Source organism: Nocardia sp. NPDC059240 (genome assembly GCF_042753865.1).
Classification (GTDB): Bacteria; Actinomycetota; Actinomycetes; order Mycobacteriales; family Mycobacteriaceae; genus Nocardia.
Genome location: NZ_JBHZAC010000012.1, coordinates 152,788 through 178,084 on the forward strand (window position 1 = coordinate 152,788; position 25,297 = coordinate 178,084).

The following is a 25,297-nucleotide window of genomic DNA, read 5'->3' on the forward strand; positions in this document are numbered from 1 at the left end:
CGGTGGGGCTGGTGCAGTAGGTTTGTCGGCATGGGGCGAACGTTGCTGGTTACCAATGATTTCCCGCCGCGACCGGGTGGGATTCAGTCGTATCTGCACGCGCTCGCATTAAGGCTGCCTGCCGATGAACTGGTGGTGTACGCGCCGCGGTGGCGGGGGGACAGCCACTGGAAGTTCGATGCCGAGCAGCCGTTTCAGGTGGTGCGGCATCCGACGACATTGATGCTGCCGACCCCGTTGGTGGCGCGGCGCGCCAAGAAGCTCATGCGCGACGAACACTGCGATCGGGTGTGGTTCGGGGCGGCGGCCCCGCTGGCCCTGATGTCGCCGGTGCTGCGGCGGGCGGGCGCGGAACGGATCATCGCCTCCACACACGGGCACGAGGTCGGCTGGTCGATGCTTCCGGGCGCGCGGCAGGCGCTGCGGGTGATCGGCGATCACACCGATGTCGTCACCTACGTCAGTAAATACACGCGGGGGCGGTTCGCGGCCGCGTTCGGTGCGCAGTCCGCGCTCGAATACCTGCCGCCCGCAGTCGATTCCGAGATCTTCAAGCCGGACCCGGCCGCCCGCGCCGAACTGCGCGCCCGCTACGGGCTGGGCGACCGGCCGACCATTCTCTGCCTGTCGCGGCTGGTGCCGCGCAAGGGGCAGGACGCGTTGATCGCGGCCATGCCCGAGATCCGCAAGCGCATCGACGGCGCGGTCCTGGTGATCGCGGGCGGCGGCCCCTACGAGCAGAAGCTGCGCGCCCTGGTCGCGGCCATGGGCGTGTCCGACGACGTGGTCTTCACCGGCCGCGTCCCGTCCAAGGAACTCGCCGCGCACCACACCCTCGCCGACGTGTTCGCCATGCCCTGCCGCACCCGAGGTTTCGGCCTCGACGTGGAGGGCCTGGGCATCGTGTTCCTCGAGGCCTCGGCCACCGGAGTGCCGGTGGTGGCGGGCAATTCGGGCGGTGCGCCGGAAACCGTGCGCGAAGGCGAGACCGGCCGCGTCGTCAACGGCCGCTCCATCCAATCGCTCACCGACGCCATCGTCGACATCCTCTCCGACCGCGACACCGCCGCGGCCATGGGCGCGGCCGGTCGCGCCTGGGTGCAGCAGCAGTGGCGCTGGGACCTCATGGGCGAGCGACTACAGGAACTGCTGGCCGGTACCCGGTCGGCGCGGGTCTGAGACGATTCCCGTCCTGCGCTAGGCTCAGCCGCGTGAGCAGTATCCAGGTTGCCGATCAGACCTTCGTCGCCGCGCCGGGTGAGGCCGTGGCCGAGGTGCTGGCCGATCGTGCCCGCTGGCGGAAGTGGTTCCCCGACCTGCAGTTGCAGGTTCGGGAAGACCGCGCCGACAAGGGAATTCGCTGGACCGTCAGCGGTGGCGCGGAAGGCACCATGGAGGTCTGGCTGGAGCCCATGCTGGACGGCGTCGTCATGCACTTCTTCATGCACGCCGAACCGCGCGGCGGCATCGCCGGTATGTCCGGGCGTGACCTGCTGGCGCTCAACCGGACCCGCCGCGTCGCGGGCAAGGTCATGTCCTTCGAGATCAAGGCCCGTCTCGAGGCCGGACGCAAGGCCGGGGTCGCCCCCGCCGCGCACTGACCGACCGCCGCTCCCACACCTCTCCAATGGCTTGAAAGGAAGCGTTGCCGCCCATGGCCGATCGAACTCAGAGGTCGATCGTGATCGACGCCCCCTCGGATCGAGTGATGGCGGTCATCGCCGACCTGGAGTCGTATCCGGAATGGGTCGCCGCGGCCCGCTCGGTCGAAGTGCTGGAGAAGCTTCCGGACGGCCGCGCCCGCACCGCCCGCTTCACCCTGGACGCCGGGGTCGTGAAGGACACCTACACCCTGTCCTACACGTGGCGGCCCGACGGCCGCGCGGTGAGCTGGAGCCTGGTCGCCGGTGACCTGCAGAAGGCGCAGGACGGCACCTACGAGCTGATCGCCCTGCCCGACGGCACCACCCAGGTGGTCTACGAGCTGACGGTGGACCTCAACATCCCCATGATCGGCATGTTCAAACGCAAAGCGGAGAAGGTCATCACCGACACCGCCCTCAAGGAACTCAAGAAACGGGTCGAAGGCTGAGTCCCGGCGGTACCGACCGCTCGCCGCGCCCCGCCACCCGCGTCGAGTTGTTCATCGGCAAGGGGGGTGTCGGAAAGACCACGCTGGCGTGCGCGACCGCCCTCGCCTACGCCCGCACCGGCCAACGCGTCCTGTTGGCCTCCCTCGACCAGGCCCACTCCCTCGGCGACGCCCTGGGTTTCCGCCTCCGCCACGGCGGCAGCACCAAACCCGCCGTCGCGAGCATCCCGCTCCCCATGTTCCAGCCACCGGAGCCGGGCTACCCGCCAACCGGATATGACAGCGCCACAACGGGATTCGGAAGCCCTCGGCTGGGGACCGGCAGCGTCGGATCGGAATTCGCGAATGCTGGATCGGGTTTCGCGAGCGGCGACGCCGCGATCGCGAGCGCCGGGGCGGAGTTCGGGAGTGCGGGAGCGGGATTCGGTGGCGTGGAGCACGGCCGCGCGACCGCCTGGGAGACACCACGGATCCCGCGCGGGGATTCGCTCGCTGCCGCGGCGACGCTCGATGTCATCGAGGTGGATTCGCTTGCGCTGCTGGAGGATCGGTTCGGGCAGGTGCTGCTCATGGCGTCCGGGGCGGGGCACGAGCACGGGTTCGATCTGGGTGCGCTGGATCCGGCCGAACTGACCGGACTGCCCGGGGTGCAGGAACTCCTCGCATTGCTGGAGATCACGCAGTTCGCCAAGGATGCTCGGTGGGATGTGATCGTGGTGGACTGCCCGCCGTCGGCGGACATGTTGCGCATCGTCACTACGCCCGACACCGTGCTCGGTTATCTGGAACGGGTGTGGCCCGCGCACTCTCGGACCATGGAGGCGATCGGCACCGATTTCCGCAAGGCGGTGCTGGCGGTGACCGTGGAACAGATCGTGTCCGCGGTGACCGACGCCCGCGACCTGTTGGCAGACCGCACCCGCACGGGGTGCAAGTTGGTGACCGCCGCCGAGCAGGTGGCGGTCGCGGAATCGGCGCGCGTGCGTTCCGCGGCGGCGCTGCTGGGTCTGCGGCTCGATGCCGTGCTGGTCAACAAGGTGCTGTCGGAGATGCCGGGCGTCGAGTCGGCCGCGCCCCCGCATCCGGCGGTGCAGTGGTACTTCAACCGCCGCGGTGAGCAACTCGACGTGGTGACCGAGCTGGGCAAGCGGATGCGCGATGTCCCGGTGCAGGTCGTGGGGCACGCCGGGTCCGAACCGGTGGGCCTGAGCTCGCTGTGTGCTTTGTCCTATGCCGTGGACGCGAGTGGTAACTGGGTGGGATGGCGTCCGATCCCTATGCTTGGCACAGATGCGGACGGTGTGCTGCCCGTCCCCGCCGAGCCGATGGTGCGGCTCGAGTCGGGAGCCGGCGTGCACTCGGTGTTCGCGATGCGCATGCATCTGCCGATCGTCGATCCGTCGACGTTGCGGCTGGGACGAGTGGAGGACGATTTGATCGTGGGAGCGGACGGGGTTCGGCGGCGCATGCGGCTGGCCCCGGTATTGCGGCGGTGCACGGTCGAGGCCGCCGAGCTCGACGGCGACCAGTTGGTCATCCGCTTCCGGCCCGACCCCCAGGTCTGGCCGAAATGACCACCACCCACCCGCGTCCCGGTCACCCCGACGAGAACCTCGGCGAATTCGCCGAGGAACTGCGGCTGCTCGCCGAGGCCGTGCTCGAACGCGTCGAACCGGTACTGCGCCGCACCGCCTCCGACGGGCGCACCGAATGGAACAGCTGCAGCTGGTGTCCGGTGTGCGCGGCCGCGGCCATCGTGCGCGGCGAACACCACGACGTGGTGGCCGCCATCGCCGAACACGGCACCGCCATCGTGACCGTGCTGCGTGAGGCGCTCGCGGGCGTCCCGGTGGATCCGGTGATCCCGCCCGAACTGGATCCGGATTCCCCGGAGTACCACGCCTGGCATCAGTACGCGCACGCCGCCGCAAACCCTTCCGAGGCAACGGATCTCCCGTTCGCGGACGAATCCGCGCCGACGGGCCACGCGCCCAGCCCCGCCGCGAGCCTCGCCGCGGTGTTCACTCGCTTCCTGGCCGGTGCGCAGGGCCGCGCTGCCGCGCGAAACCAGCACGGCGACAATGATTTCGGTGCTCCCGCCGAGGACACGGAAGACCCGCTGGGTCACGGTCCCGGTGCCGCGCGCCGACCCACCGACACGCAATCCGAGGCGGACCCCGCTGCCGACCCGCGGCCGTTCGGGCCGCCGATCGCAACTCCTACCGACGATCCCTCCGGCCGAGCGACGGGTGCACCCGCCGCCGGTTCGTCCGATGCGCAGGCCACCGGCCCGGCATCGGGTCGCGCATCGCGGCCGGGAGGTGGTCGGCGCGCCAAGTACGTGCCCATCGACGTGACCATCAAGGCATGAGGGGCGGTGAGGATGTGCCGTTGACCGTGGGAATCGATGTGGGCGGCACGAACATCCGGGCGTCGGTGGTGGACGGGGCGGGCGAGGTGCTCGACACCGTGACCGCGCCGACCCCGCACTCCGCGCGGGCGCTCGAGGACGGTCTGGCCCGCGCGGTGCGTGAACTGTGCGCCCGGCACACCATCGGCGCGGTGGGGCTCGCGGTGGCGGGTTTCGTCGACGAGGACCGTGCCACCGTGCGTTTCGCCCCGCACCTGCCGTGGGAGGACGCCCCGGTCGCGCAGCGGTTGACCGACCGCCTCGGCCTGCCGGTCATCCTCGAGCACGACGCCAATGCCGCGCTGTGGGCGGAATACCGCTTCGGCGCGGCGGCAGGCGGCCGCAATGTGGTGCTGGTCGCCATCGGCACCGGCATCGGCGCGGCACTACTCATCAATGGGCAGCTGTATCGCGGAAGTTACGGTGTCGCACCGGAACTCGGCCACCTCCAGGTGGTGCCCAACGGACGCGCCTGCGCCTGCGGCAAACGCGGCTGCTGGGAAAGGTATTGCAGCGGAACCGCTCTGGTGGACACCGCCATCGAACTGCTGGCCACCGACCCGCAGCGTTCCACCGTGCTGGCCCGCGAATCCGGTCGCGATCCGGGTTCCCTGACCGGCCGCCGGGTGGCGGGCGCGGCGCAGGACGGCGATCCGGTCGCCCTCGAGGTGATGGCCGACTTCGCGCGCTGGCTGGGCCTGGGCCTGGCCTTCGTCAGCGACCTGTTCGACCCGGACCTGATCGTGGTCGCCGGCGGCGTCAGCAGCTCGGCCCCGCTGTTCCTCGACGAAGCCCGCGAGCACTACGCCGCCTCCATCACCGGTGCCCGCCACCGCCGTCTCGCCCGCATCCGCACCGCCCAGTTGGGTGAGGCGGCGGGCATGATCGGCGCCGCCGAACTGGCCCGCGCCGCGGTGCCCGCCGGTCAGAACGGGATCTCGACCGCGTCGGCTCGTCGTTGATCAAGGTGACAACTGATTTAGTGCCGGTGCGGGTAACTCACCGGGTACGTCCAGGATCGGTTCGGGCCTGACCGCAGGTCCGGGTGTGGGACTGTTGACGGCTCTCTGTTGCCCGCTGAAGTCGCGGGGAGGCGGGGGAGCAGTTCCACGGGTCGGGACGAAAGTCCCGACATTGGAGAATCCGCTCACCACCGGTTGGTTACGCTGCGGACTCGGCGGTAGGGTAGGCAAGCGAGTGTGGTGGTGCCCGCAATGAGGCCGGTCCCGGGTATCGAAAACAGGGGAAAGGACGCAATGTTCTACTGGCTGCTGAAGTTCGTCTTGGTGGGGCCGCTGATGCACCTGCTCAACCGGCCGCAGGTCGAGGGTGTCGAGAACATTCCCCCGAAGGGTGCGGCCATCCTGGCCGGCAACCATCTGTCGTTCACCGACTGGCTGTTCACCCCGCTGATGAGCCCCCGCCGGATCACCTATCTGGCCAAGGCCGAATACTTCACCACTCCGGGTCTCAAGGGCCGCCTGCAGAAGTTCTTCTTCTCCGGCACCGGCCAGTACCCGATCGACCGGTCCGGTGCGGACGCGGCCGAATCCGCTCTCAACACCGCGCGCACCCTGCTCGGTGAGGGCCGCCTGGTCGGGCTCTACCCGGAAGGCACGCGTTCCCCGGACGGCCGCCTCTACAAGGGCAAGACCGGTGTGGCACGCCTCGCCCTGGAGACCGGTGTGCCGGTGATCCCGGTGGCCCTGATCGGCACCGACGAGGTGTGCCCGCCCGGACCGTTCCGCTGGCGTGCCCGCAAGGTCACCGTGAAATTCGGTGCGCCCATCGACTTCTCGCGTTACGAGGGCATGGGTGGCAACCGTTTCGTCGAGCGTGCCGTCACCGACGAGATCATGTACGAGCTCATGCAGATGGGCGATCAGGAGTACGTGGACGTCTACGCCGCGAGCCTGAAGAAGGGCGTCCCCTCGGGCAGCCGCCCCGACGCGGACCGCGTGCCGCAGACGATGGCCGGCTGAGCCGACCGCCTCGAGTCATCGGAAAGGCCCCGGGAGACCAAGTCTCCCGGGGCCTTTCGCATACCTGGAATCAGATCGCCTGGATTCGGCGGTGTCAGATCGCCTGGATTCGGCGGTGCGCTTCGATGGCTTCGAACTTCGCCAGGTTGTGGCGGGCGTCGGCGAGCGCGTCGTGCGCGTCCTTCGGGATGGGCGGCAGCGGCGGTCGACCGTGCTGGTCCCAATGCTGACGCAGCTCATTGGTGTAGCGCGGCAGCGCATTGGGCAGGTCGACCATGGACCCCCACAGCTGGCACAGCGCGACGTGGTCGTAGGCGCCGACCCACGCCCACAGTTCGGGTTCCACACTGGGGCGGGGAACCAGGAACTTGTAGAGGTCTTCGCGAATGCGCTGGCGCGAGCGCCACAGCGGGGAGGACGGCGGCGGTAGCTTCGGTAGGACGTTGCGGCGGACGAACGGCCCGGCCTTCTCGGGATCGAATTCGGTGGAGACCGCGTAGAACTCGCGTCCGTCCTCGCACACCACCGCGATGGAGACGAGGTCGATGACGGTCCCGTCCTCGATGAATTCCGAATCGTAAAAGTACCGCAGTGAGATGGGTCTCTCCTGACCTCGAGCTCGGGGAATGGGTCCGGGCTGATCATACGACCACCGGGTGTGAGCAATTCCAGCCCTGGGTGTGGTCCACCTCATCAAGACCGATCCGTATTCTGAACTCGTGAACTGGACCGTCGACGTACCGATCGATCGCCTGCCGGAACTTCCTCCGCTGCCCGCCGAACTGCGTCGGCGTCTGGATGACGCCCTTGCCCGCCCGGCCCTCCAGCAGCCGTCCTGGGATCCCGAGCAGGCCGCCAAGATGCGCACCGTGCTGGAATCTGTCCCCCCGATCTGCGTGCCCGCCGAGGTCGAAGAGCTACGGCTGCGCCTGGCCGAGGTGGCCCGCGGTGAAGCCTTCCTGATGCAGGGCGGCGACTGCGCGGAAACCTTCGCAGACAACACCGAGCCGCACATCCGCGGCAATATCCGCACGCTGCTGCAGATGGCCGTCGTGCTCACCTACGGCGCGAGCCTGCCGGTGGTGAAGGTGGCCCGCATTGCCGGGCAGTACGCCAAACCCCGTTCCTCCGACACCGATTCGCTGGGCCTCACCTCCTACCGCGGTGACATGGTGAACTCGCTGGTCGCCGATGAGGGTCTGCGCGTGCACGATCCGTCGCGGCTGGTGCGCGCCTACGCCAACGCGTCGGCGGCCATGAACCTGGTGCGGTCGCTGACCTCGGCCGGGATGGCCGACCTGCACAAGGTGCACGACTGGAATCGCGAGTTCGTGGCGCAGTCCCCGGCCGGGGCCCGCTACGAGCAGATGGCCGCCGAGATCGATCGTGCGCTGGCGTTCATGAAGGCTTGCCGCGTCAACGATCCCAATCTCTCGACCGCACGCCTGTACGCCAGCCACGAGGCGCTGGTGCTCGACTACGAGCGGGCCATGCTGCGCCTGAGCGAGCACCCCGTCACCGGCGAGCCGGTGCTCTACGACCTGTCGGCGCACTTCCTGTGGATCGGTGAGCGGACCCGTCAGCTCGACGGCGCGCACATCGCGCTGGCCGAACTGATCGCCAACCCGATCGGTCTCAAGATCGGCCCGACCACCACGCCCGAGCAGGCCGTGGAATACGTCGAGCGCCTGGACCCCAACAACGAGCCCGGCCGCCTGACCCTGGTCGCGCGCATGGGCAACGGCAAGGTCCGCGATGTGCTGCCCCCGATCATCGAGAAGGTGCAGGCCACCGGCCACCAGGTGATCTGGCAGTGCGACCCCATGCACGGCAACACCCACGAGGCCACCACCGGCTACAAGACCCGCCACTTCGACCGCATCGTCGACGAGGTGCAGGGCTTCTTCGAGGTGCATCACGCGCTGGGCACCCACCCGGGCGGCCTGCACATCGAGCTCACCGGCGAGAACGTCACCGAATGCCTCGGTGGCGCGCAGGACATCTCGGATCTGAACCTGGAAGAGCGCTACGAGACGGCGTGCGACCCGCGCCTGAACACCCAGCAGTCGCTCGAACTGGCGTTCCTGGTCGCGGAGATGCTGCGCTAGGAACCCGAGACACACAAGAGCCCGGATCGTGAAAGCGGTCCGGGCTCTGTCGTTTCCGAGGTATCGGTATTAGGGGAGTGCTACGACCGTGATGGTGGCGCCGGGTTCGACGACGTCGCCGGGGGCGGTGCTCTGCGAGACGATGATCGAGTTGTCGTTGCCCGCCAGTTGACGGACGGTGATCGAGAGACCGAGGGCCTGGAGTTTGCTGCGGGCGGTGGAGACGTTGGCGCCCAGCAGGTTCGGCATCTCGATCGCGCTGTTGACGACCAGGACCACGCCGCTCCCGTTCTCGGCGGTGGCGCCCGCGGCCGGGTCGGTGCTGATCACGGAACCGGCCTTGATCTTGGCGTCGAATTGATCCCGGGTGGAGCTGACGGTCAATCCGGCCTTCTGCAATGCCGTTCTGGCCTCGTCCTCGGTCTTGCCGCGCACATCGGGCACCTTGACCGGCTGAGATCCCTTGCTGCGGTAGACCTTCACCTGCGCATTGGCGGGGAGGACGGTGCCGGAGCCCGGATCCACCTTGGCGACAGTGCCTTTCGGCGCGGTACTGCCGATCTCGCCGCCGTCCACCGGCGTCAGCCCGGCATCTCTGATCGCCTTGTTCACCGTCGCGACGTCAGCTCCCGCTTGCACATCCGGCACCTTGGGCTTACCGCTGGAGACCAGGATCGCGACCAAGGAGCCCTTGGTGATCCGGGCCCCGGCGACCGGATCGGTGCCGACCACATTGCCGACCGGGACGGTGTCCGACGCCTTGTTGCGAGTATCGGTCTTGAAGCCCGCGGCCTGCAGGGTGGCGATCGCCTTGTCGGTGTTCATGCCCGCGATGGACGGCACCGCCGAATATCTCCCGACTCCGAGCCACCAGCCGCCGATACCCAGCAGCAGCGCCAGCGCGATCACCACGCTCAACCAGATGATGACCTTGCGGCGCGACTTGCCGCGATCCTCGATCAGATCCTGCGGATAGCCCTGGTTGTTCGGCGGTCTGGGCGACGGCGGCGCGTATTCGGTCGGATACTCCGGCGGCATCTCCCGCGCGGCCGTCATGACTCTGGTGTGCTCGGCCTGCGGCTGCACGTATTCGGTCGGCGGGTCCACGGCCATTCGGGTGGTCGGGTCCGCCGCGCCCGGAATGGGCCGCGCGGCAGGCTGCGGCGCGGCCGCCTGCGCGATCCGGTATTTGGCGCTGAGGTGTTCGGCAGATTCGGTGGGCGCGGGCACCCGGTACTCGGGTAGCTGCAGTTCGCGGGCGATGCGCCGCAGGTCCGCCGCCATCTCGGTGGCATCGGCGTAGCGGTGCATGGGTTCCCGCGCGGTGGCGTGCGCGACCAGCTCGTCGATCTCCGGCGGGATCCCGGTGATGAACCGGCTCGGGCTCGGCACGTCCTTCTCGACTCGCTGCAGGGCGATGGACAGCGAGTTGTCGCCGGTGAACGGGGTTCGGCCGGTGAGCATTTCGAAGATCAGCACGCCCGCGGAGTACACGTCGCTGCGGGAGTCGGCGGTGCCGCTGGTGACCTGTTCGGGGGACAGGTAGGCGGCGGTGCCGAGGATCACGCTGTCGGAGGTGATCTTGGCCTCGGCGACGGCGCGCACCAGTCCGAAGTCGGCGATCTTCACGTCGCCGGTGTCGGAGATGAGCACGTTCTCGGGTTTGATGTCGCGGTGTACCAGCCCGGCCGCGTGCGCCACGCCGATGGCGGCCAGTACGGGTTCGGCGACGGCGCGCACCGCGTGCGGGGGCATGGGTCCGCGTTCGCGCAGCAGTTCGCGCAGGGTGCCGCCCTCGACGAGTTCCATGATCAGGAACGGGTGGTCGCCGTCGACGCCCTGGTCGTAGACCGCGACCAGCGAGGGATGCTTGAGCTTGGCCACCGCGCGCGCCTCGAGTTCGAAGCGGGTGAGGAATTGCGGGTCGGACGCGAACTTCGGATCCATCACTTTGATGGCAACCGGTCGGTCCAATCTGGTGTCCACCCCCCGGAACACCATGGACATGCCGCCGCGCGCGATCGGCGCGTCGATGCGGTAGCGCCCTTCCAGCATCTGGCCGATCAACTGCAACCCTTCCGATTTTCCGAATGCCGCCCCGCGCGGCTCACCCGATGGTAGTCGCGCCGGGGTGTGTTGCGATGGTGGCGACGCGACAGACTACCGTGGTCCGCGTGAGTGCCTTTCCTTGCAGCGAAGACGTCCTGCCGGATTCGGTGACCCTGATCCCGCTGCCCGACGTGGCCGAGCAGTTGGGAATGCTGGTCACGCGAGTGCATCAGATGCTGCGCGACCATCAGATAATCGCGGTCCGCCGCGCCGGCGTTGCCGGAATTCCCAAGGAGTTCTTCGACTCCGACGGTGCCATCGCCAAGCACGTTCCCGGTCTGATCACCGTGATGCGTGACGGCAAGTACACCGATGAGGAAATCCTCGAGTGGATCTACACCGAGGACGAAACCCTGCCCGGCCGCCCCATCGACGCCATCCACGGACCGCTGGCCCGTGAGGTGATCCGCCGAGCGGCCGCTGACCCGTTCTGATAAATCGATAGTTCGACGGTCGTCGCGGTCAGTTCCGAAGGGGACCGGCCGCGACGAATTCCCGTGCAGCCACCCGTAAACGACGGTGCTGCGGCACTACCGCGCGGCGGCTGAATACCGCATAGTCGGCCCGTTCGATCTCATCGAGAATGCCGCTGTAAAGAGTGGCGGCCGTGCGAATGGCCGGGCGCACCCGGGGTGTGAGCAGATCGATACCCGGAATCGCGCGGCGATAAATGCCGCGATTGATCGCGATCAAATGCGCGAGCGCCCGCCGTACCCGTGGGTCGGTATGGCCCGAGCCGCGGCATTCGAACAACAGCTCGGCGTCCACACCGAAGGCCGCCAATTCGTCAGTGGGCAGATACACGCGCCCGCGATCCAGGTCCTCGCCGACATCACGCAGGAAATTGGTGAGCTGGAACGCTTCTCCCAGCGCGGCGGCCGCGGGTTCGGCGTCGGCCACCGGGACCACGGTGCCCAGCACCGGCAGCAACTGCAATCCGATGGCGGCCGCCGAGCCGCGCATGTACTCGCGCAGGCCCGCCATGCTGGGGTAGCGGTCGCGGTATTGCGGCCCGCCGGGGATATCCATCCGCATGGAGTCGAGGAACACCCAGAAGTGTTCGGCGGCAATCGAATACCGCCGGATGGTGTCGGATACCGCCAGCAGGACGCGGTCCTCGGGCCCGTCGGACTGCTCGAGGGGCGCGTCGACCAGCCGGGCGCGCAGTTCGTGTTCGATCGAATCCAGCCGGGCCGCGGACTCTTCTGCCCGCCCGGGCGCGTCGGCGGCGTCCACGATGTCGTCGACCAGCCGCGCGAACGCGTACAGCGCGTGCACGGCCGGTCTTCGTTCCGGTTCCAGCAGCCGGGTGGCCAGGAAATAGGTGCGCCCGTGGGCTGCCGCGATGCGGCGGCAGTCCCGGTAGGCGCGGTCGAGCGGCACGGCGAGCTCGGTCACGCCGGGCCGGGCGCGGCCGCACCGCCGAGCGGGGTGACCGGCGCGTGCAGATCGGTATGCGGGTGTGCCGCACGCAGTTTCAGCGGATCCACGGTGTGCAGCGACAGCGCCGCGACGACCGCGGCGAAGGTGGCCAGCGCGACGTGCACCCAGTTGTAGAGCCCGATCGACCCGTCCGGCTGGAACACCAGCATCAGCCACGTACACAGTCCGACCAGGACCTGCAGAGTCCGGGTGGACAGCGCGAAGCCGGCGGCCAGTGCCAGCGGCCACGAGTAGTACCAGGGCAGCGCGGCCGGGGACAGGATCACGATGGCCACGAACGCGACCAGGATGCCGAACACGGCCTCCTTCTCGCTGTTGCGGAAGCGCCACCACGCCCACACCAGGATGCCCACCATGGCGAGCTCGCACAGCTTGCGGGTCACGTTCAGGACGGGCCCCATCTGCAGCGGGGTCACCCAGGTGGTGATGTGCGCCAGGACGGTCGGCAGCGAGAGCCAGTTGATGATCTTGTTGGAGCCGGACAACGCTGTGAGCCAGCCGATCTGGTGGTCCTTCAGCCCGGTCATCAGTGTCGCCGCCCCGAAGACGGCCGCGAAGACGGCCACGCCCAGCGCGCTGATCTTGGCGAAGGTCAGCAGCGGATGCGGCAGATCGCCCTCGTTGCGCGCCGCGCGGCGCTCGCGTTCGTGAATGATCCAGATCCACACCAGGAATGGCAGCGCCACACCGGCGGTCGCCTTCACGGCCACGCCGATGGCGACCACCACGATGCCCGCCACATGATGATGTTCCAGGACCAGCGCGATGCCCGCGGCCATCAGGCCGACCATCAGCATCTCGTTGTGCACGCCGCCGATCAGGTGGATGAGCACCAGCGGGTTGAGCACCGCCAGCCACAGCGCGGTGGTCGGCTTGCCGCCCAGATGCTTGGTGAGATGCGGGATCGCCCACACCATCAGTGCCAGACCCGGCAGCATCACCAACCGCAGCGCGATGGTGCCCGCCACCACGTTGTCGCCGGTGATCGAGATGATGGCCCGCCCGATCAACAGGAAGATGGGCCCGTACGGGGCGGTCGTGTTGAGCCAGACCGGGCTCACGTTGTCGAGCACCGCGGGAGACAAGGAGTCCAGCTTCGACGGTCCCCACACATACGGGTTGATGTCGAAGTGGACCATCGCGCCCTGCGCCAGATACGAGTAGGCGTCGCGGCTGAACATGGGCACGGCGAAAATCAGCGGGAAGATCCAGATGCCGACGATGGCACGCAGTTCGGCGATGCTCACGTCGATGCCGGGCTGACGCCCGATCACGATGCGCCCCAACCGCACCCACGCGGTGATCATGGCGATGACGCCGATCCAGACGAACACCGAGGACAGCACCAAGCCGTGCCCGAAACGCAGCCACGACAGATGCATGGCCTCGAGCAGCGGGTCGTTGCGTCGCACGCTGCCCGCGCCGAAACCGCCGAAGGTGATAAGTAGCGCACCGAAGAATCCGAGCGTGGCCGAGTGTCCGGCCGGGCCGCGCACGAAGTCGGCGGCATTGCTCATCCAGCCGTGCGATGCGGGACCGTCGAGAGCGGGCCGCGCGGCCGGGGTGTGCTGCGCGGTGTCCGGAATGAGGACGGCGTCCGTATCGGGGGTCGGCATAGGCGGTTCTTCCCCCCGGAAAGGTCGGCGGCGGCAGCCGCGTAAGGATTGTGGACGCGGGTCAGTCTAGTGCTTGTGCACCGATGCCACCGCCCCGGTGTCACGTGATCCGCTACTGGCATGTCGCACCTCACCGGTGAGGCGCGCAGCGGCCAGTTTGCCCGAAATCAGGACGGTCGGCACGCCGACGCCGGGGACCGTCCCGGAGCCCGCGAGAACGACATTCGCGCGGGCCCGCACCAGGTTTCGGGTGCGGAAGGGGCCGGTTTGGCGGAACAGGTGCGCGGCGGAGAACGGGGTCCCGGCGAGCATGCCCTTGGCCCGCCAGGTGGCCGGGGTGTCGACGTGGTCGATGCGGAAGTGCTCCGAGATCCCTTGATAGCCGCGCTCTTCCAGCGTGTGCAGGAGTTCGCGCAGGTAGAAGGGGGTGAGCTGGTCCCAGGCGAGGGGTGCGGCGGCCAGGTTCGGGCAGGGGGCCAGCAGCGACAGCGGCTCGTAGCGCAGGGTTTCGCGCAGGTGCCCGGCCTCGTCGATGTGCTGTTCGGGGCGCTCGAGATAGAGGGTCGGGTCGGTCAGCGCCGGGCGGGTGAGCAGCAGCGACGGGTCGCTCATCAGCGCCCCGCGGCCGGGCCGGGCCGCGATCTCGGTGAAGGTCCGATCCCATTCCCGCCCGAAATCGATGGTGTGATGCGCCCGCACCGGCCAGTTCCGGGTCACCTCGGCCGGAATCGTGCCGTGCGCCACCACCGCCGACGGGGAGGCCCGCAGTCCGCGCCGATGCCGCAGTCCGAAGCGCGGCAGCGAGCCGATGTCGGCGGTCACCACCACGGCGTCGCAGTCGAAGACACGACCGTCGGCGGTCCGCACCGACTCGGCCCGGCGGCCCCGATAGTCGATGCCGATCACCTCGGCACCCAGTTCGAGGGTGCCGCCCGCCGCCGTGAACGCCTTGCCGAGAGCGACGGCGATGGCCCGCATGCCGCCCTCGGGGTAGTACACGCCCAGGCAGGTGTCCATATAGGGAATGGCCCCGTACACGCCGAGCGCCTGATTTGGTGCCGTGCCCGCGAAGAGCGCCTGGAAGCTGAACAGCCGCGCGACCTGCGAATCCCGCACGATCCGCCGGACTTTCGGCCCCAACCGCCCGAACGCCCCCAGCCGCACCAGTTTCGCCAGCGCGACCCGCTTCTCGGGAATCCGGACCATATCCAGCGGCGAATCGAAGTTGGTGTCCATGAACTGCCGGAACTCGGCGTCGTACACGCCCCGCAGCCACCCGCGTAGTCGCCGGTACCGCTGCGCGGTCGCGGGCCCGCGTTTGTGCTCGAGCTCCTGCGTCATCGCCTCCTCATCGGAGTAGACGCCGATCACCGACCCGTCCGCGAACCGCGCCCGATACGCCGGCGCCATCTCGAGAATCCGCAGCCCCACCGATTCCCGCGTCTGCCCGACCACCCCGAGCGCCTCGTCGATCAACTCCGGCAGGGTGAGAATCGTTGCCCCGGAATCGATCTCATAGTCCGGCCCCTGATAGGACCCGACCCGCCCACCCGGCCGCTCGTCCCGCTCGAGTACGGTAACCTGCCGCCCCGCCGCCACCAGATGCAGCGCCGCGGCCAGCCCGGACAGTCCCGCGCCCACCACGACGACCCGATCGGTCGCCCCCGCAACGGTTTTCATACCATCCACTCCCTCGTGCGGCCACTGCGCTCTCAGGACCCCGCGCGATATCCGCCTTGTCCGGTTCTGTCTACCCGATTCGAGTTGGGCCGCCGCACGCGGGCCGATGGGCCCGCGTCCACTGCGCCGTCAGTACGTACGGGCGGTGGCGGCGAGGGCCATGGCGCGCAGTTGGCGTTTCGCGTCCGGGGTCGCGGTGCTGGAGTCCAGGGCGGTGAGGGCCTGGTCGGTGAGGGCACCGATGCGCTTCTCGACCGCGTCGACGGCGCCGAGATCGATGAGGGCCGTGCGCAATTCGGCGACGCGCTCCGGGGTGACGTCGGTGCCCAGGCTGGAGCGGATGAGGTCGGCGACCGGCGGGGCGGCGATGTCGGCGCGTTGGAGGGCCTCGGCGATGAGGACGGTGCGCTTGCCTTCGCGCAGGTCGTCGCCCGACGGTTTGCCGGTGACGGCCGGGTCGCCGAAGACGCCGAGCAGGTCGTCGCGCAGCTGGAAGGCGATGCCGATGTCGGTGCCGAATTCCCGGTAGGCGGCGATCAGTTCGGGCCCGGCCCCGGCGAGTGCGGCACCCATGTGCAGCGGTCGTTCGATGGTGTAGGCCGCGGTTTTGTACCGGTTGATCCGCAGCGCCGCCTCGACCGTCTCGTCCCCGGCGGATTCGCCGTGGATGTCGAGTAGCTGCCCGCCCAGCACCTCGGTGCGCATGGCCGCCCACACCGGGGCGAAGCGGGCGGCGGCGTCGGCGGGCAGGCCCGCATCGCGGGTCATATCGTCGGCCCAGGCCAGCGCGAGATCGCCGATCAGGATGGCGACGCTGATCCCGTAGTGGTCGGCGTCACCCGCCCAGCGCTGATCCCGGTGCCGCTGTTCGTAATCCACGTGCACGGTGGGGAAGCCGCGCCGGGTGCGGGAGGAATCGATGATGTCGTCGTGGATCAGCGCGCACGCCTGCACCAGCTCGAGTGCCGAGCACGCGGTGAGCACCGCGTCGGCGTCCGGATCGTCGGCGTCGCGGCCCGCGCCCAGCCAGCCGGTCCACGCGAAGGACGGCCGGGTGCGCTTGCCGCCGCGGATCACGAAGTCTTCCAACGCCGCCGCCGCGTCCACGAACACCGGGCCGAGCGGTTCGACGATGGGACCGCGGGTGCGGAAGAAGGCGGTGAGACGGTCCTCCACGGCGGTGACCAGCGAGGGCGCGCCGACCTGTCGGCGGGTGGGGGTACCGGGTCCGGCGGACAGAGGAGCCTCCTTGGTGAGTGCCGCGGGGTGGCGCAGTCGCCTCCAGGTCCACGCGCGGGGTTCGCCCCGACAATACCGAGCTCTCGCCCGGCCGCGGGCATCGGTCATACCGCCGAGCCGGTTCGATGCGGGCCCGTTCGGGTCTCACCTGCTGGGATAGCCGCAGGTCGGGGTCCGGGGCCTGGTCGCGCCCCGTAAAATGTCCGCGTGAGTTTCGACAATGTACGGGGATATTCGACCCCTGGCCGAGTTTCCCGCACACCCCATGGGTCCGGAACTCGCTCCGTGGTCCAGCAGTTGGGCCCGCGCCCCGATGGCTCGATCCCTTTCTCGGTCGAGTTCAATCCGCCACGTGACGCCGCCGGCGAGGCGCGACTGTGGCGCGCCGCCCGCGAATTCGAGCGGCTGCATCCGGCGTTCCTGTCCATGACCTACGGGGCGGGCGGCTCCACCCGCGACCGAACCATCCGGGTCACCGGTCAGCTGGCGCGCGAGACCACCATGCTCACGGTCGCGCACCTGACCGCCGTCGATCACTCCGTCGCCGAACTGCGTTCGATCGTCGGCGCGTACGCGGACTCGGGCATCCGCAATCTGCTGGTGCTGCGCGGCGATCCGCCGGGCGACGTGCTGGGGGAGTGGGTCCGCCACCCCGAGGGCGTCGAATACGCCGAGGAGCTGGTCCGCATGGTGCGTGACCTGGGCGACTTCCACGTGGGTGTGGCCTCGTTCCCGCAGGGCCACCCGCGTTCGGACAACCTGGAGGACGACACCCGCTTCCTGGTGTCGAAACTGCGTGCGGGCGCGGAGTATTCGATCACCCAGATGTTCTTCGACCCGGAGCACTATCTGCGCCTGCGGGATCGGGCCCTGGCCTGTGATCCGATCGACGGTGCGAAGCCGATCATTCCGGAGCTGATGCCGATCACCTCGCTGCGCACCGTGGAGCGCGCGGTGGAACTGTCCGGCCGGGAACTGCCCAAGTCGGTGATGGAGCGGCTACACAAGGCCGCCGGGGACGGCCCGGAGGAGAATCGGGCGGCGGTCCGCGAGGTCGGCATCGAGATCGCCACCGAGATCGGCGAACGGCTCATCGCCGAGGGCGCGCCCTGCCTGCATTTCATCACCCTGAATTTCGCGAAGGCCACTGGCGAAGTGCTGGCGAACCTGGGCTACACCATGTCCCCGGCACCAGCGCACGCTTGAAAGAGCACAGTGCACGCCTGAACATCTGACCGACTTGCCGGTCTAAATGTCCGGTTCTTGCTGGTCAGCGGAGTAGCGTCCCCCTCGACTCGTGATCTCGAGGGGAGCCAGCATGTCCGTGTTCCACCACCTCGTCCGTGTCGCAGGCACATTCGGTGCTTGCGCCGTGCTCGCGGCAACCGCCTCGGCAACCCTGGCGGGACCAGCCGCCGCGGCACCCGCGCAATCGCCCGGCACCGATCCGGCCATCACGCTCACGGCCGAGGCCGCGACGGCGCTGGCCGCGATCACCGGCGCGGACCGAAACACCGTGCCGGGCAAGAGCGATGCCGCTGCGCCGTCGGATTGGTTGTCGGCCTACGGCCAAACCGTCGACGGCCTGCAGACGCTGGGCATCCAGCCGTTCCTGTTCCCGACCGCCTCGCCCTTCTGCCTGGGCGGCACCACCCTGGGCCTCGCGCCCGCGGTCGCCGGTACCGTCCCCGGCCCCTGGCCGCGCTACGCGATGTCCATTCCCGGCCTGGATCTTTCGGCCGTGAAGGCGGGCCAGGCCATGTTCGCGTTCGTCCCCTACGGCATCGCCCCCGACAGCACCGACACCGGCGGTATGCAGGTGGCCTGGGTCAACCTCAGCACCGGCCGCGGCGGCCTGGTGCCGATGGGCCCGATCAGCCAGGTGCTCAATGCGATGATCCCGCCCCAGGTCCCGAACGAGCTGCGCCCCATGGTCGAACAGGCCGTGCGGGACTACTTCACGGCCGCTCTCCCGATCGGTGGCGTGCGCGCCGTCCCCGTCACCACGGGCTCCGGCACCGTGCTGGCGGCCATGTTCGGCACGGTCCGCAATGGCGGCAACACCTGCTTGTTCCTGCCGACCGTCGGCCTGACCGCGGTGCCCTGACGCAGTCCGCAGGGTGCCGACGGGTCAGAGCGGGCGGCCCTTCCAGCGCAGGGCGGCCGCCCGGTGCGCGCGATGGGAGCGGGCGGAGAGGGTGAGATAGGCGGCGATGGAGAGCGGATGGGCCAGGGCCGCAAGGGCATCCGCGGGCCCGGGGCGAGCGCCGGTCTCCGTCGAGCGGGCCAGTAGGCGGCTCGTCACGGCCGCGCCGTAACCCAGCAGCCCGATTCGCCGTAGTCGTCCCCGGCCGCACAGCGCGGCCAGTGGCGGTGTCCAGAACGCCAGCGCCGCAATCGAACCCACGGCGAGACTCCCGGCCCGCCCGCCGTAGGCCGACCACAGCCAGCGGGTGTAGCCCTCGGTGAGTTCGGAAGTGGTGCGGTACATGCGGGTTTCGGCGAGCGGACCGGCCGCGACCAGCACGGTGGGCCGCCCCGCGCGGCGCAGGACGCGTGCGATGGCCAGATCTTCGGTCACATTGCCCGCCACCGCGGCATGCCCGCCGATGGCGCGATACGCGGCGGCGTCGAAGACCAGGAACTGCCCGCAGGCCACACTCATCGAGGGCTGCCGGGTGCGATTGGCCAGCGCGACCGGCAAGGTCGCGGCCCACGACCACCCCAGCAAGGGTTGCACCAGGTGCTCGGCCGGCGAGGCGGCCAGTTGCCGGGGCCACGGGCAGACCAGTGCGGCTCCCGTGCGGCGCAATTCGTGCACCGCCGCGGCCAGGGCGTGGGGAGCCAGCCGGACATCGGCGTCGAGGAAGATCAGCACATCGTCGCCGGAGGCGAGGGCGGCCAGGCGGGCGCACGCGGCGGTCTTGCCGGTCCAGCCCGGGGCGGGATCGATGTCATTGCGGGACAGGAAGAATCGGTCGTCGTCGCCGATGGCGGCCAGCGCGGCCGCCTCGGTCCCGTCGGTGGAGCCGTCGTCGAGGATGACCACGCCGAGATCGGAAATGCCCTGCTGTGCACGCAGATCGGCGATCAGGGCGGGCAGGCGGTCGGCCTCGTCGCGGGCCGGGATCAGCACGGTGACGGGCTCGGTGATCACCCCGTCGACCGGCCGCAACCGCCGCACACCCACCCGATTCGCGAGGGCGGTGACCGCGCCGAGGGCGGCGACGGCGCTGCCGAAGGCAACTCCGGTCGTCGCCGCCCTCGCCGCGCGAGTCATCGGACCGCTCTCGCCACGCGGGTCATCGGACCTTCGTGCGATCGCGGCGCAGCCAGCGGGCGGCGCGCACGTAGGCCGGCGGATCCGGGTTCCGGGTCATGTAGGCCAGCACCGCGACCACCGCGGCCACCGCCAGGGTGATGCCGCCGACGATGCCCGCCCAGCCGGCGAAGGACCGCGTATTCGGGTCGGCGTAGCCGACTTCCGCGCGCAGCGTGCTGACCTCACCGGCCGGCAGCTTCCACGACACCTGCGAATCGTTGTCGCGGTTGCCGTTGGTGGTGGCGACGCGGGCCGGGAAGGCGACGGTCATCTGCACGTCGGAACCCTGCTGCGGCAGGCTTTTCAGGTCCACGCGGCCGGACAGGGTGACCAGGTCACCGGTGCGGCTGAAGACCAGGTTGAACATGCCGGAGGTCTGATCCGACATGGTGCCCAGCTGCTGCACCTCGCCGAAGGTCAGGTCGTCGAAATACACCTGGCTGCCGACGTATCCGTCGCGCGCGTACGAGTCGACCCGCACTTTGCTCTGCAGGCCGTCGGGGGCCTTGAGCTGCGGGCCCTTGTCCTTGTCGTTCTGCGGCACGGCCGCCGCGATGATCTGGCCGGACACCCGGTCGTTGGAGGACACGCCCATCGACACCTGCACCCGCAGGCATCCGGTCAGCAGTAAAGGCAGGCTCGCGAACAGGACCACGGCCAGCAGCCGCACCCATCCGCGTGGCCGCCGCGGCGACATCTGCTGGCCTATCACTGGCGTTTCCGCTGTTGTCGACTCGTTCGGACTCGGCTGCACGGCTCACATCGTGCCATGCGCCCCGGCCCGCAGGGTGATTCGACGGGCACCCAGCTCCCGAACCAGCGGAAACCCCAGCACCCCGAGCCCCGCGAACCCGTACACCGCCGACACCGGCAACCCGAGAAACACCGCATGCGCCAACGCCGACCCCAGCCACGTCCACAAGAAAACCCCGACCGGAACAACCTGCACCGCACCGCTGTCCGGAGCCGTCCGATCCCACCACCCCAGCAGCCCGGCCATCAGCAGAGCCACCCCGAACCACCCGACATAGTTGGTGACCGGAATCTGCCCCAGCCCCGGCAATCCCGCAACACCCGAGCGCCACTCCCACTGCCCATCCGCCACCATCTGCGGATCCAGGAACAGATCCCACCCCACGGCTCCCACCGCCGTCAGCACGATCCGCGCGGCGGTCGGCGAAATCCGCCCTGCCACCTCGCGACTCAGTATCCCGGCGACGATCCACACCGGATACAGCCCGCCGGTCCACGCCAGCGGCACCACCAGCGGCACCCCGAACACGTCCGGCCCCAACCGCCCACTCGCATACGAGTAGCAACCGAAGGGAAACCCGGTCGCCGTCCCGAGCGCCTCGGCCGCGAGCCCGATCCCCGACTGGATCACCAGCACCCCTGAGGCCCACCCCACACCCCGGGTCACCGCAGCATGCGTCAAAGCCGTACCGGCCGACAGCAACACGACCACCACCGTCACCCGATCCCGTGCCACCCCGTGCGCCAGCGGATACATGATCTGCACCAGCACCAGAAGCACTGCGGGCACCGCCGAGATCGTCAGAGCCCGTCCCGCTCCCGCCCCCGTCACCCGCATCGGCCTGGCCGCGCCTCGATAGCCCGCCTCGTCATTCCGGCGTGTTCTTGGCCGGAATCCACCCCGCCCGTGTGGATCCCGGCCAAATGCACGCGGGAATGACGGGTGATTGTCATCGCCGCCACGGGAGCAGGCGGTGGGTGCGTAGGTCCTGTTCCACCAGCCGGGCGGCGCTGCGGCCGCTGGCGCCGGAGACGCCGCCGCCCGGGTGGGTGGAGGCGCCGGTGAGGTAGAGGCCGGGGGCTCCGGGGACGCGCTGGTTGGCGAGTTCGGGGAGGGGGCGCCACATGAACATCTGGTCGATGGACATTTCGACGTGCATGACGTTGCCGCCGAGCAGGCCCATCTCGCGTTCGAGGTCGGCGGGGGTTTGGACGTGGCGTTGGGTGACAGTATCAGCGAATCCCGGTGCGTGGGCGTCGAGTTCGGCGATGATGCGGTCGGCCTCGCGGTCGGCGTGAGCGGACCACTGCGTGCCGTCGGCCAGGTGGTAGGGGTGCCATTGGGACCACAGGGTGAGCTGGTGTTCGCCTGCCGGCGCGAGGGTCGGGTCCAGGGCGCTGAAGCTCATGGCCAATACGACGGGGCGGGGCGGCAGGTCACCGGCCAGTGCGGCGCCGTGTGCGCGGCGCAGTTCGCGGCGGTCGGTGACGAGAAGTTGCAGGCCGTGGGCGGATTCGGTGGTCTCCGCACCCGGATAACGGGGGAGCGCGGTGGTGGCGGCGCGCACCACCATGCCGATGCCCGGGCCCACCCGGATGCGGCGACGCCAGTCGGCGAGCACGGCGGCGTCGAATCCGCCCTGCTGCAAGAGGTTCAGGGTGGTGAGGATGTGGCAACCCGCGATCACGGTGTCCGCGTGGATGTCTCGCCCGCTCGCCGTGCGCACCCGCCAGCGGTCGCCGTCGCGCGCCACGGAAACCACGGCGTCCCCGGCACTCACCACGCCACCGTCGGATTCCAGCCGCGCCACCAGCGCCTTGCTCAACGAGCCACTGCCGCCGACCGCGCGACCCGGCGGCAGGATGTGCATGAGCGCCGCGAACCCCACCATCGGCGCGGACCCGGGCTCCGACATCGGCGGCCCGGACTGCGCACCGAACCAGGCCAGCGCCGCCTTCAACCGTTCACTGTCGAAAAGGCTGTCCAGCAGCGCGTCTCCGCTCTGCATCATCTCCCGCGACAGCGCGCCCCCGCTGGCCCGCCCGGTCGCCCCGGCGGCCTCGCGGGGATCCATGCCCCAGAACGACTTCAGCAGATGCCCGCCGCTCGGCGTCCCCGAGAACGCCCGCATCACCCGCACACTGCGCGGACCCCACACCGTCGCGAACCGCCGATACGCCTCGGCATCCCGCTCTCCGCAAGCCGCGGCGATGGACGCGCAGGTCTGGTCCAGATCGCGATGGAACACGAGGGGCGGCAGGTCGGTGCCGGGCGGTGCGGGCGCGAAAGCCCAGGGATCGCAGTCGATGTAGCGCAGTCCGAACCGCTCGAGCTCCAACTCCTCGATGATCCCGGTGTGCCGGATCATGATGTGCGCCGAGGACCCGCGATCTACCTGGTGCCCCGGGAACCGTTCGACGGTCGAAACCGCCCCGCCCAGCACAGTATCCCGCTCGAGCACCTCTACCCGATGCCCGGCCCGCGCCAGATAGCAGGCCGCGACCAGCGCATTGTGCCCGGAGCCGACGATCGCGACACTCCGGGAACCGTCGGGCCGGCTCACAGCGGCAGCCGCCGCCCGAGCACCGCGAAGCGGCGGGTGTCGCCGGAGAAGATGAAGTGCCGCACCACATCCCCGAATCCCTGCCGCCGATACAGCCGCCAGGCCCGGTTCTCCTCCCGGTCCACCTCCGGTGTCGACAGCAGCACGGTGCGCTCGGGCCGGTTCTGCAGCAGCCGGGTGAGCAGGATCTCCCCGAGCCCGCGCCCCTGCGCGGCCGGATGCACATGCAGCTCGGTGAGCTCGAAGTAGTCCGAAAGCAGTTCGCGGGCCGCGTGTTCGGGCCAGCCGGTGCGCCGCATACCGCTGTACACCTGCTGATGCCACCACTGGTGTGGCGCACCGTGATACCCGTAGGCGATGGCCACGATGGGCGCGGTCCGCAGGTCCAGCCGCCCGTCGTCGTCGGGCAGCACCGCGGCCACGGCCTGCCAGCCGGGCCGGGTGGTGTGTTCGGTCCACATGGGTGCGCGCTGATGTTCGGTGCCGCGCGGGTAGTCCATGGCCGCGACGTACACCGCGAGGGCATCGTGCAGCCGGTGCCGCAGGGTCGCGGCCGACATATCGACCACCACGGGCGCGGCGGGTGTCGGTTTGGGTGTGACTGCGGTCATCGGCTGGACGCAACTCCCCGTTGGCGCGGACGGATGGATTCGACAGTAGCGCCACGGCGGGCGCCGCAACTTGTCGGTGGGTCTCTCTATATTCAAACCCAAGAGCAACCTTCGAATACCTGTTCGATCTTCTGTCGGGTGAAATGCCTGGTGCGGGACCGCTGTCCTAATAGATACGAATCGGGTGTGCGAGTGGGGAGGTACCCGAAATGAGCGGGAAAACTGATCGACCGGGCCATCCCGGCCGCGCCGGCGAGCTATTGCGCAAGGCGGACGGATTGTTGGCCGAGGCACAGGGGGAGCCGGATCCGGCGGAGCGCTTCCGCGTCGCCTACCTCGCGGCCCTGCGCGGGGCGGGCGCGGTGCTGGCCCTCACCGGCGCAGACCGCGCGCCCCGTGCGCGTTCTCGCAATGCCTGGGTCCTGATGCAGCGCGCGGCACCGGAATTCGTGATGTGGGCGGACTACTTCACCGGGCAGTCCGAAACCCGGGCCGCGCTCGAAGCGGGGTTGCCGAGACCGGTCGATGATCGCCGGGCCGACGAGTTTGCTTCGCGGGTAGGCGCATTCCTGCACGACGTGGCCGATCTGCTGGCCGCGGCGGCCCGGTCGCACCCCGGTTCGGGCTGGGTAACGGGAATGCTGGCGTGAGTATCGGCGAGTAGGTGGTCGCACTCTGATCGAACTCGTATTATTGGTGGCAGACAGCCGCCAAGGTCGGCTATCCGTCGTCTACCCGGAGGCGACAGCCACCACCTAGTGCCGGGGGAGGTACCGTGCCACTCTCCGAGCACGAGCAGCGCATGCTCGAACAGATCGAGAGCGCGCTCTATGCTGAGGATCCGAAGTTCGCCTCGACTGTTCGGGGTGGACGGTTACGTTCAGCCACTGGTCGACGCAGACTTCAGGCGGCAGCCCTGTTCGTCCTCGGTCTGTTTTTATTGGTGGCGGGTATCGCCGCACCGATCAAGCCCGGCGGGTTCCCGATCATCAGTCTGATCGGGTTCATCGTCATGTTCGCGGCCGGCGTGCTGTTGCTGGTCGGTGGCCCCCGTCTGGGTGGGTCGGCGAGTCGCAGCAGTGACGCTCATCCCAGTGCGGGCGGCACCCCCGGTGCTCCACGTGCCAAGCAGCGGAAGTCGGGCGGTTTCTCCGCTCGGATGGAAGATCGCTTCCGCAAGAGGTTCGAACAGGACAGTTGACCTGTCCGGTCGGATCGGCCGACAACTGAAGTTCACGACACGCCGTGGGGGGCCCCCCCGTTGGGGGGTGGGGGCCCCGGGGGTGGGGTGGGGGGGGGTGAGGGGGGGGGGGGTGGTGCGTGGGGGCCCCCCCCCCCCCCCCGCGCGGAAAAAAAAAAGAAGAAGGC

Annotated in this window: 24 protein-coding genes; 13 read left to right on the forward strand and 11 right to left on the reverse strand. The window is 69.4% G+C overall.

The window, feature by feature from the left end:
* Positions 1 to 30 precede the first annotated feature (30 nt).
* From ACFXHA_RS35970 to ACFXHA_RS36000, 7 genes are all read left to right on the forward strand, one after another.
* Positions 31 to 1,179, forward strand: a complete 1,149-nt coding sequence (locus ACFXHA_RS35970) for a glycosyltransferase family 4 protein (protein WP_379364209.1) — start codon at positions 31 to 33, stop codon at positions 1,177 to 1,179.
* Positions 1,180 to 1,211: 32 nt separating this feature from the next.
* The gene (locus ACFXHA_RS35975; RefSeq protein WP_379364211.1) at positions 1,212 to 1,601 is read left to right on the forward strand and encodes a polyketide cyclase / dehydrase and lipid transport; all 390 of its coding nucleotides are present in this window, start codon (positions 1,212 to 1,214) and stop codon (positions 1,599 to 1,601) included.
* A 53-nt stretch (positions 1,602 to 1,654) separates the two neighbouring features.
* On the forward strand, positions 1,655 to 2,092 hold the full coding sequence (locus tag ACFXHA_RS35980) for an SRPBCC family protein (protein WP_379364213.1): 438 nt from the start codon (positions 1,655 to 1,657) through the stop codon (positions 2,090 to 2,092).
* A 47-nt stretch (positions 2,093 to 2,139) separates the two neighbouring features.
* Entirely contained in the window at positions 2,140 to 3,666 is a 1,527-nt protein-coding gene (locus ACFXHA_RS35985; RefSeq protein WP_379364214.1) for an ArsA family ATPase, read from the forward strand.
* The gene (locus tag ACFXHA_RS35990; RefSeq protein ID WP_379364215.1) at positions 3,663 to 4,463 is read left to right on the forward strand and encodes a hypothetical protein; all 801 of its coding nucleotides are present in this window, start codon (positions 3,663 to 3,665) and stop codon (positions 4,461 to 4,463) included. The genes ACFXHA_RS35985 and ACFXHA_RS35990 overlap by 4 nt, the downstream gene beginning before the upstream one ends.
* The gene (locus ACFXHA_RS35995) at positions 4,460 to 5,464 is read left to right on the forward strand and encodes an ROK family glucokinase (RefSeq protein WP_379364217.1); all 1,005 of its coding nucleotides are present in this window, start codon (positions 4,460 to 4,462) and stop codon (positions 5,462 to 5,464) included. The genes ACFXHA_RS35990 and ACFXHA_RS35995 overlap by 4 nt, the downstream gene beginning before the upstream one ends.
* A gap of 294 nt (positions 5,465 to 5,758) precedes the next feature.
* Positions 5,759 to 6,484 carry a lysophospholipid acyltransferase family protein gene (locus ACFXHA_RS36000; protein ID WP_379364219.1) on the forward strand — a complete coding sequence of 242 codons (726 nt, stop codon included), beginning with the start codon at positions 5,759 to 5,761 and terminating at the stop codon, positions 6,482 to 6,484.
* Between the two features lie 94 nt (positions 6,485 to 6,578).
* Here the strand turns inward: ACFXHA_RS36000 and ACFXHA_RS36005 are convergent, their stop codons facing one another.
* Entirely contained in the window at positions 6,579 to 7,076 is a 498-nt protein-coding gene (locus tag ACFXHA_RS36005) for a polyadenylate-specific 3'-exoribonuclease AS (RefSeq protein ID WP_379364379.1), read from the reverse strand.
* A gap of 127 nt (positions 7,077 to 7,203) precedes the next feature.
* On the opposite strand from ACFXHA_RS36005, the gene ACFXHA_RS36010 reads away from it, so the two are divergent.
* Positions 7,204 to 8,592, forward strand: coding sequence for a class II 3-deoxy-7-phosphoheptulonate synthase (locus ACFXHA_RS36010; RefSeq protein ID WP_379364221.1), 1,389 nt, complete (start codon positions 7,204 to 7,206; stop codon positions 8,590 to 8,592).
* 69 nt (positions 8,593 to 8,661) lie between these two features.
* Here the strand turns inward: ACFXHA_RS36010 and pknB are convergent, their stop codons facing one another.
* Entirely contained in the window at positions 8,662 to 10,659 is a 1,998-nt protein-coding gene (gene pknB / locus ACFXHA_RS36015; protein ID WP_379364381.1) for a Stk1 family PASTA domain-containing Ser/Thr kinase, read from the reverse strand.
* Positions 10,660 to 10,766: 107 nt separating this feature from the next.
* Between pknB and ACFXHA_RS36020 the strand changes: the two genes are divergently transcribed.
* Positions 10,767 to 11,135, forward strand: coding sequence for an Rv2175c family DNA-binding protein (locus tag ACFXHA_RS36020; protein ID WP_379364223.1), 369 nt, complete (start codon positions 10,767 to 10,769; stop codon positions 11,133 to 11,135).
* Positions 11,136 to 11,163: 28 nt separating this feature from the next.
* Here ACFXHA_RS36020 and ACFXHA_RS36025 read toward each other — a convergent pair whose 3' ends face one another.
* From ACFXHA_RS36025 to ACFXHA_RS36040, 4 genes are all read right to left on the reverse strand, one after another.
* Positions 11,164 to 12,099 carry a phytoene/squalene synthase family protein gene (locus ACFXHA_RS36025; protein WP_379364225.1) on the reverse strand — a complete coding sequence of 312 codons (936 nt, stop codon included), beginning with the start codon at positions 12,097 to 12,099 and terminating at the stop codon, positions 11,164 to 11,166.
* Positions 12,096 to 13,760: an alpha-(1->6)-mannopyranosyltransferase A gene (locus ACFXHA_RS36030; protein ID WP_379364227.1), complete on the reverse strand. Its 1,665-nt coding sequence runs from the start codon at positions 13,758 to 13,760 to the stop codon at positions 12,096 to 12,098. The genes ACFXHA_RS36025 and ACFXHA_RS36030 overlap by 4 nt, the downstream gene beginning before the upstream one ends.
* A gap of 66 nt (positions 13,761 to 13,826) precedes the next feature.
* Positions 13,827 to 15,440: a phytoene desaturase family protein gene (crtI, locus tag ACFXHA_RS36035; protein ID WP_379364229.1), complete on the reverse strand. Its 1,614-nt coding sequence runs from the start codon at positions 15,438 to 15,440 to the stop codon at positions 13,827 to 13,829.
* 129 nt (positions 15,441 to 15,569) lie between these two features.
* The gene (locus ACFXHA_RS36040) at positions 15,570 to 16,787 is read right to left on the reverse strand and encodes a polyprenyl synthetase family protein (protein ID WP_379364231.1); all 1,218 of its coding nucleotides are present in this window, start codon (positions 16,785 to 16,787) and stop codon (positions 15,570 to 15,572) included.
* A 99-nt stretch (positions 16,788 to 16,886) separates the two neighbouring features.
* Between ACFXHA_RS36040 and ACFXHA_RS36045 the strand changes: the two genes are divergently transcribed.
* Together ACFXHA_RS36045 and ACFXHA_RS36050 are read left to right on the forward strand one after the other, a co-directional pair.
* Entirely contained in the window at positions 16,887 to 17,885 is a 999-nt protein-coding gene (locus ACFXHA_RS36045; RefSeq protein WP_379364233.1) for a methylenetetrahydrofolate reductase, read from the forward strand.
* Positions 17,886 to 17,997: 112 nt separating this feature from the next.
* A complete protein-coding gene (locus ACFXHA_RS36050) occupies positions 17,998 to 18,786 on the forward strand; it encodes a hypothetical protein (RefSeq protein WP_379364235.1) in 789 nt (262 codons plus the stop codon).
* 24 nt (positions 18,787 to 18,810) lie between these two features.
* On the opposite strand, the gene ACFXHA_RS36055 is transcribed toward ACFXHA_RS36050, so the two are convergent.
* The 5 genes from ACFXHA_RS36055 to ACFXHA_RS36075 form a co-directional block, all read right to left on the reverse strand.
* Positions 18,811 to 19,959: a glycosyltransferase gene (locus ACFXHA_RS36055; RefSeq protein ID WP_379364237.1), complete on the reverse strand. Its 1,149-nt coding sequence runs from the start codon at positions 19,957 to 19,959 to the stop codon at positions 18,811 to 18,813.
* A 22-nt stretch (positions 19,960 to 19,981) separates the two neighbouring features.
* Positions 19,982 to 20,698, reverse strand: coding sequence for an LppM family (lipo)protein (locus tag ACFXHA_RS36060; RefSeq protein WP_379364239.1), 717 nt, complete (start codon positions 20,696 to 20,698; stop codon positions 19,982 to 19,984).
* Positions 20,699 to 20,758: 60 nt separating this feature from the next.
* Positions 20,759 to 21,553, reverse strand: a complete 795-nt coding sequence (locus tag ACFXHA_RS36065) for a carotenoid biosynthesis protein (protein ID WP_379364383.1) — start codon at positions 21,551 to 21,553, stop codon at positions 20,759 to 20,761.
* Positions 21,554 to 21,704: 151 nt separating this feature from the next.
* On the reverse strand, positions 21,705 to 23,318 hold the full coding sequence (locus ACFXHA_RS36070) for a phytoene desaturase family protein (protein ID WP_379364240.1): 1,614 nt from the start codon (positions 23,316 to 23,318) through the stop codon (positions 21,705 to 21,707).
* Positions 23,315 to 23,929 carry a GNAT family N-acetyltransferase gene (locus ACFXHA_RS36075; protein WP_379364242.1) on the reverse strand — a complete coding sequence of 205 codons (615 nt, stop codon included), beginning with the start codon at positions 23,927 to 23,929 and terminating at the stop codon, positions 23,315 to 23,317. Before ACFXHA_RS36075 ends, ACFXHA_RS36070 begins: the two co-directional genes overlap by 4 nt.
* A gap of 209 nt (positions 23,930 to 24,138) precedes the next feature.
* Between ACFXHA_RS36075 and ACFXHA_RS36080 the strand changes: the two genes are divergently transcribed.
* A complete protein-coding gene (locus ACFXHA_RS36080) occupies positions 24,139 to 24,579 on the forward strand; it encodes an SAV_6107 family HEPN domain-containing protein (protein ID WP_379364244.1) in 441 nt (146 codons plus the stop codon).
* A gap of 125 nt (positions 24,580 to 24,704) precedes the next feature.
* Positions 24,705 to 25,130 carry a DUF3040 domain-containing protein gene (locus ACFXHA_RS36085; RefSeq protein ID WP_379364246.1) on the forward strand — a complete coding sequence of 142 codons (426 nt, stop codon included), beginning with the start codon at positions 24,705 to 24,707 and terminating at the stop codon, positions 25,128 to 25,130.
* The last annotated feature ends 167 nt before the right edge of the window (positions 25,131 to 25,297 follow it).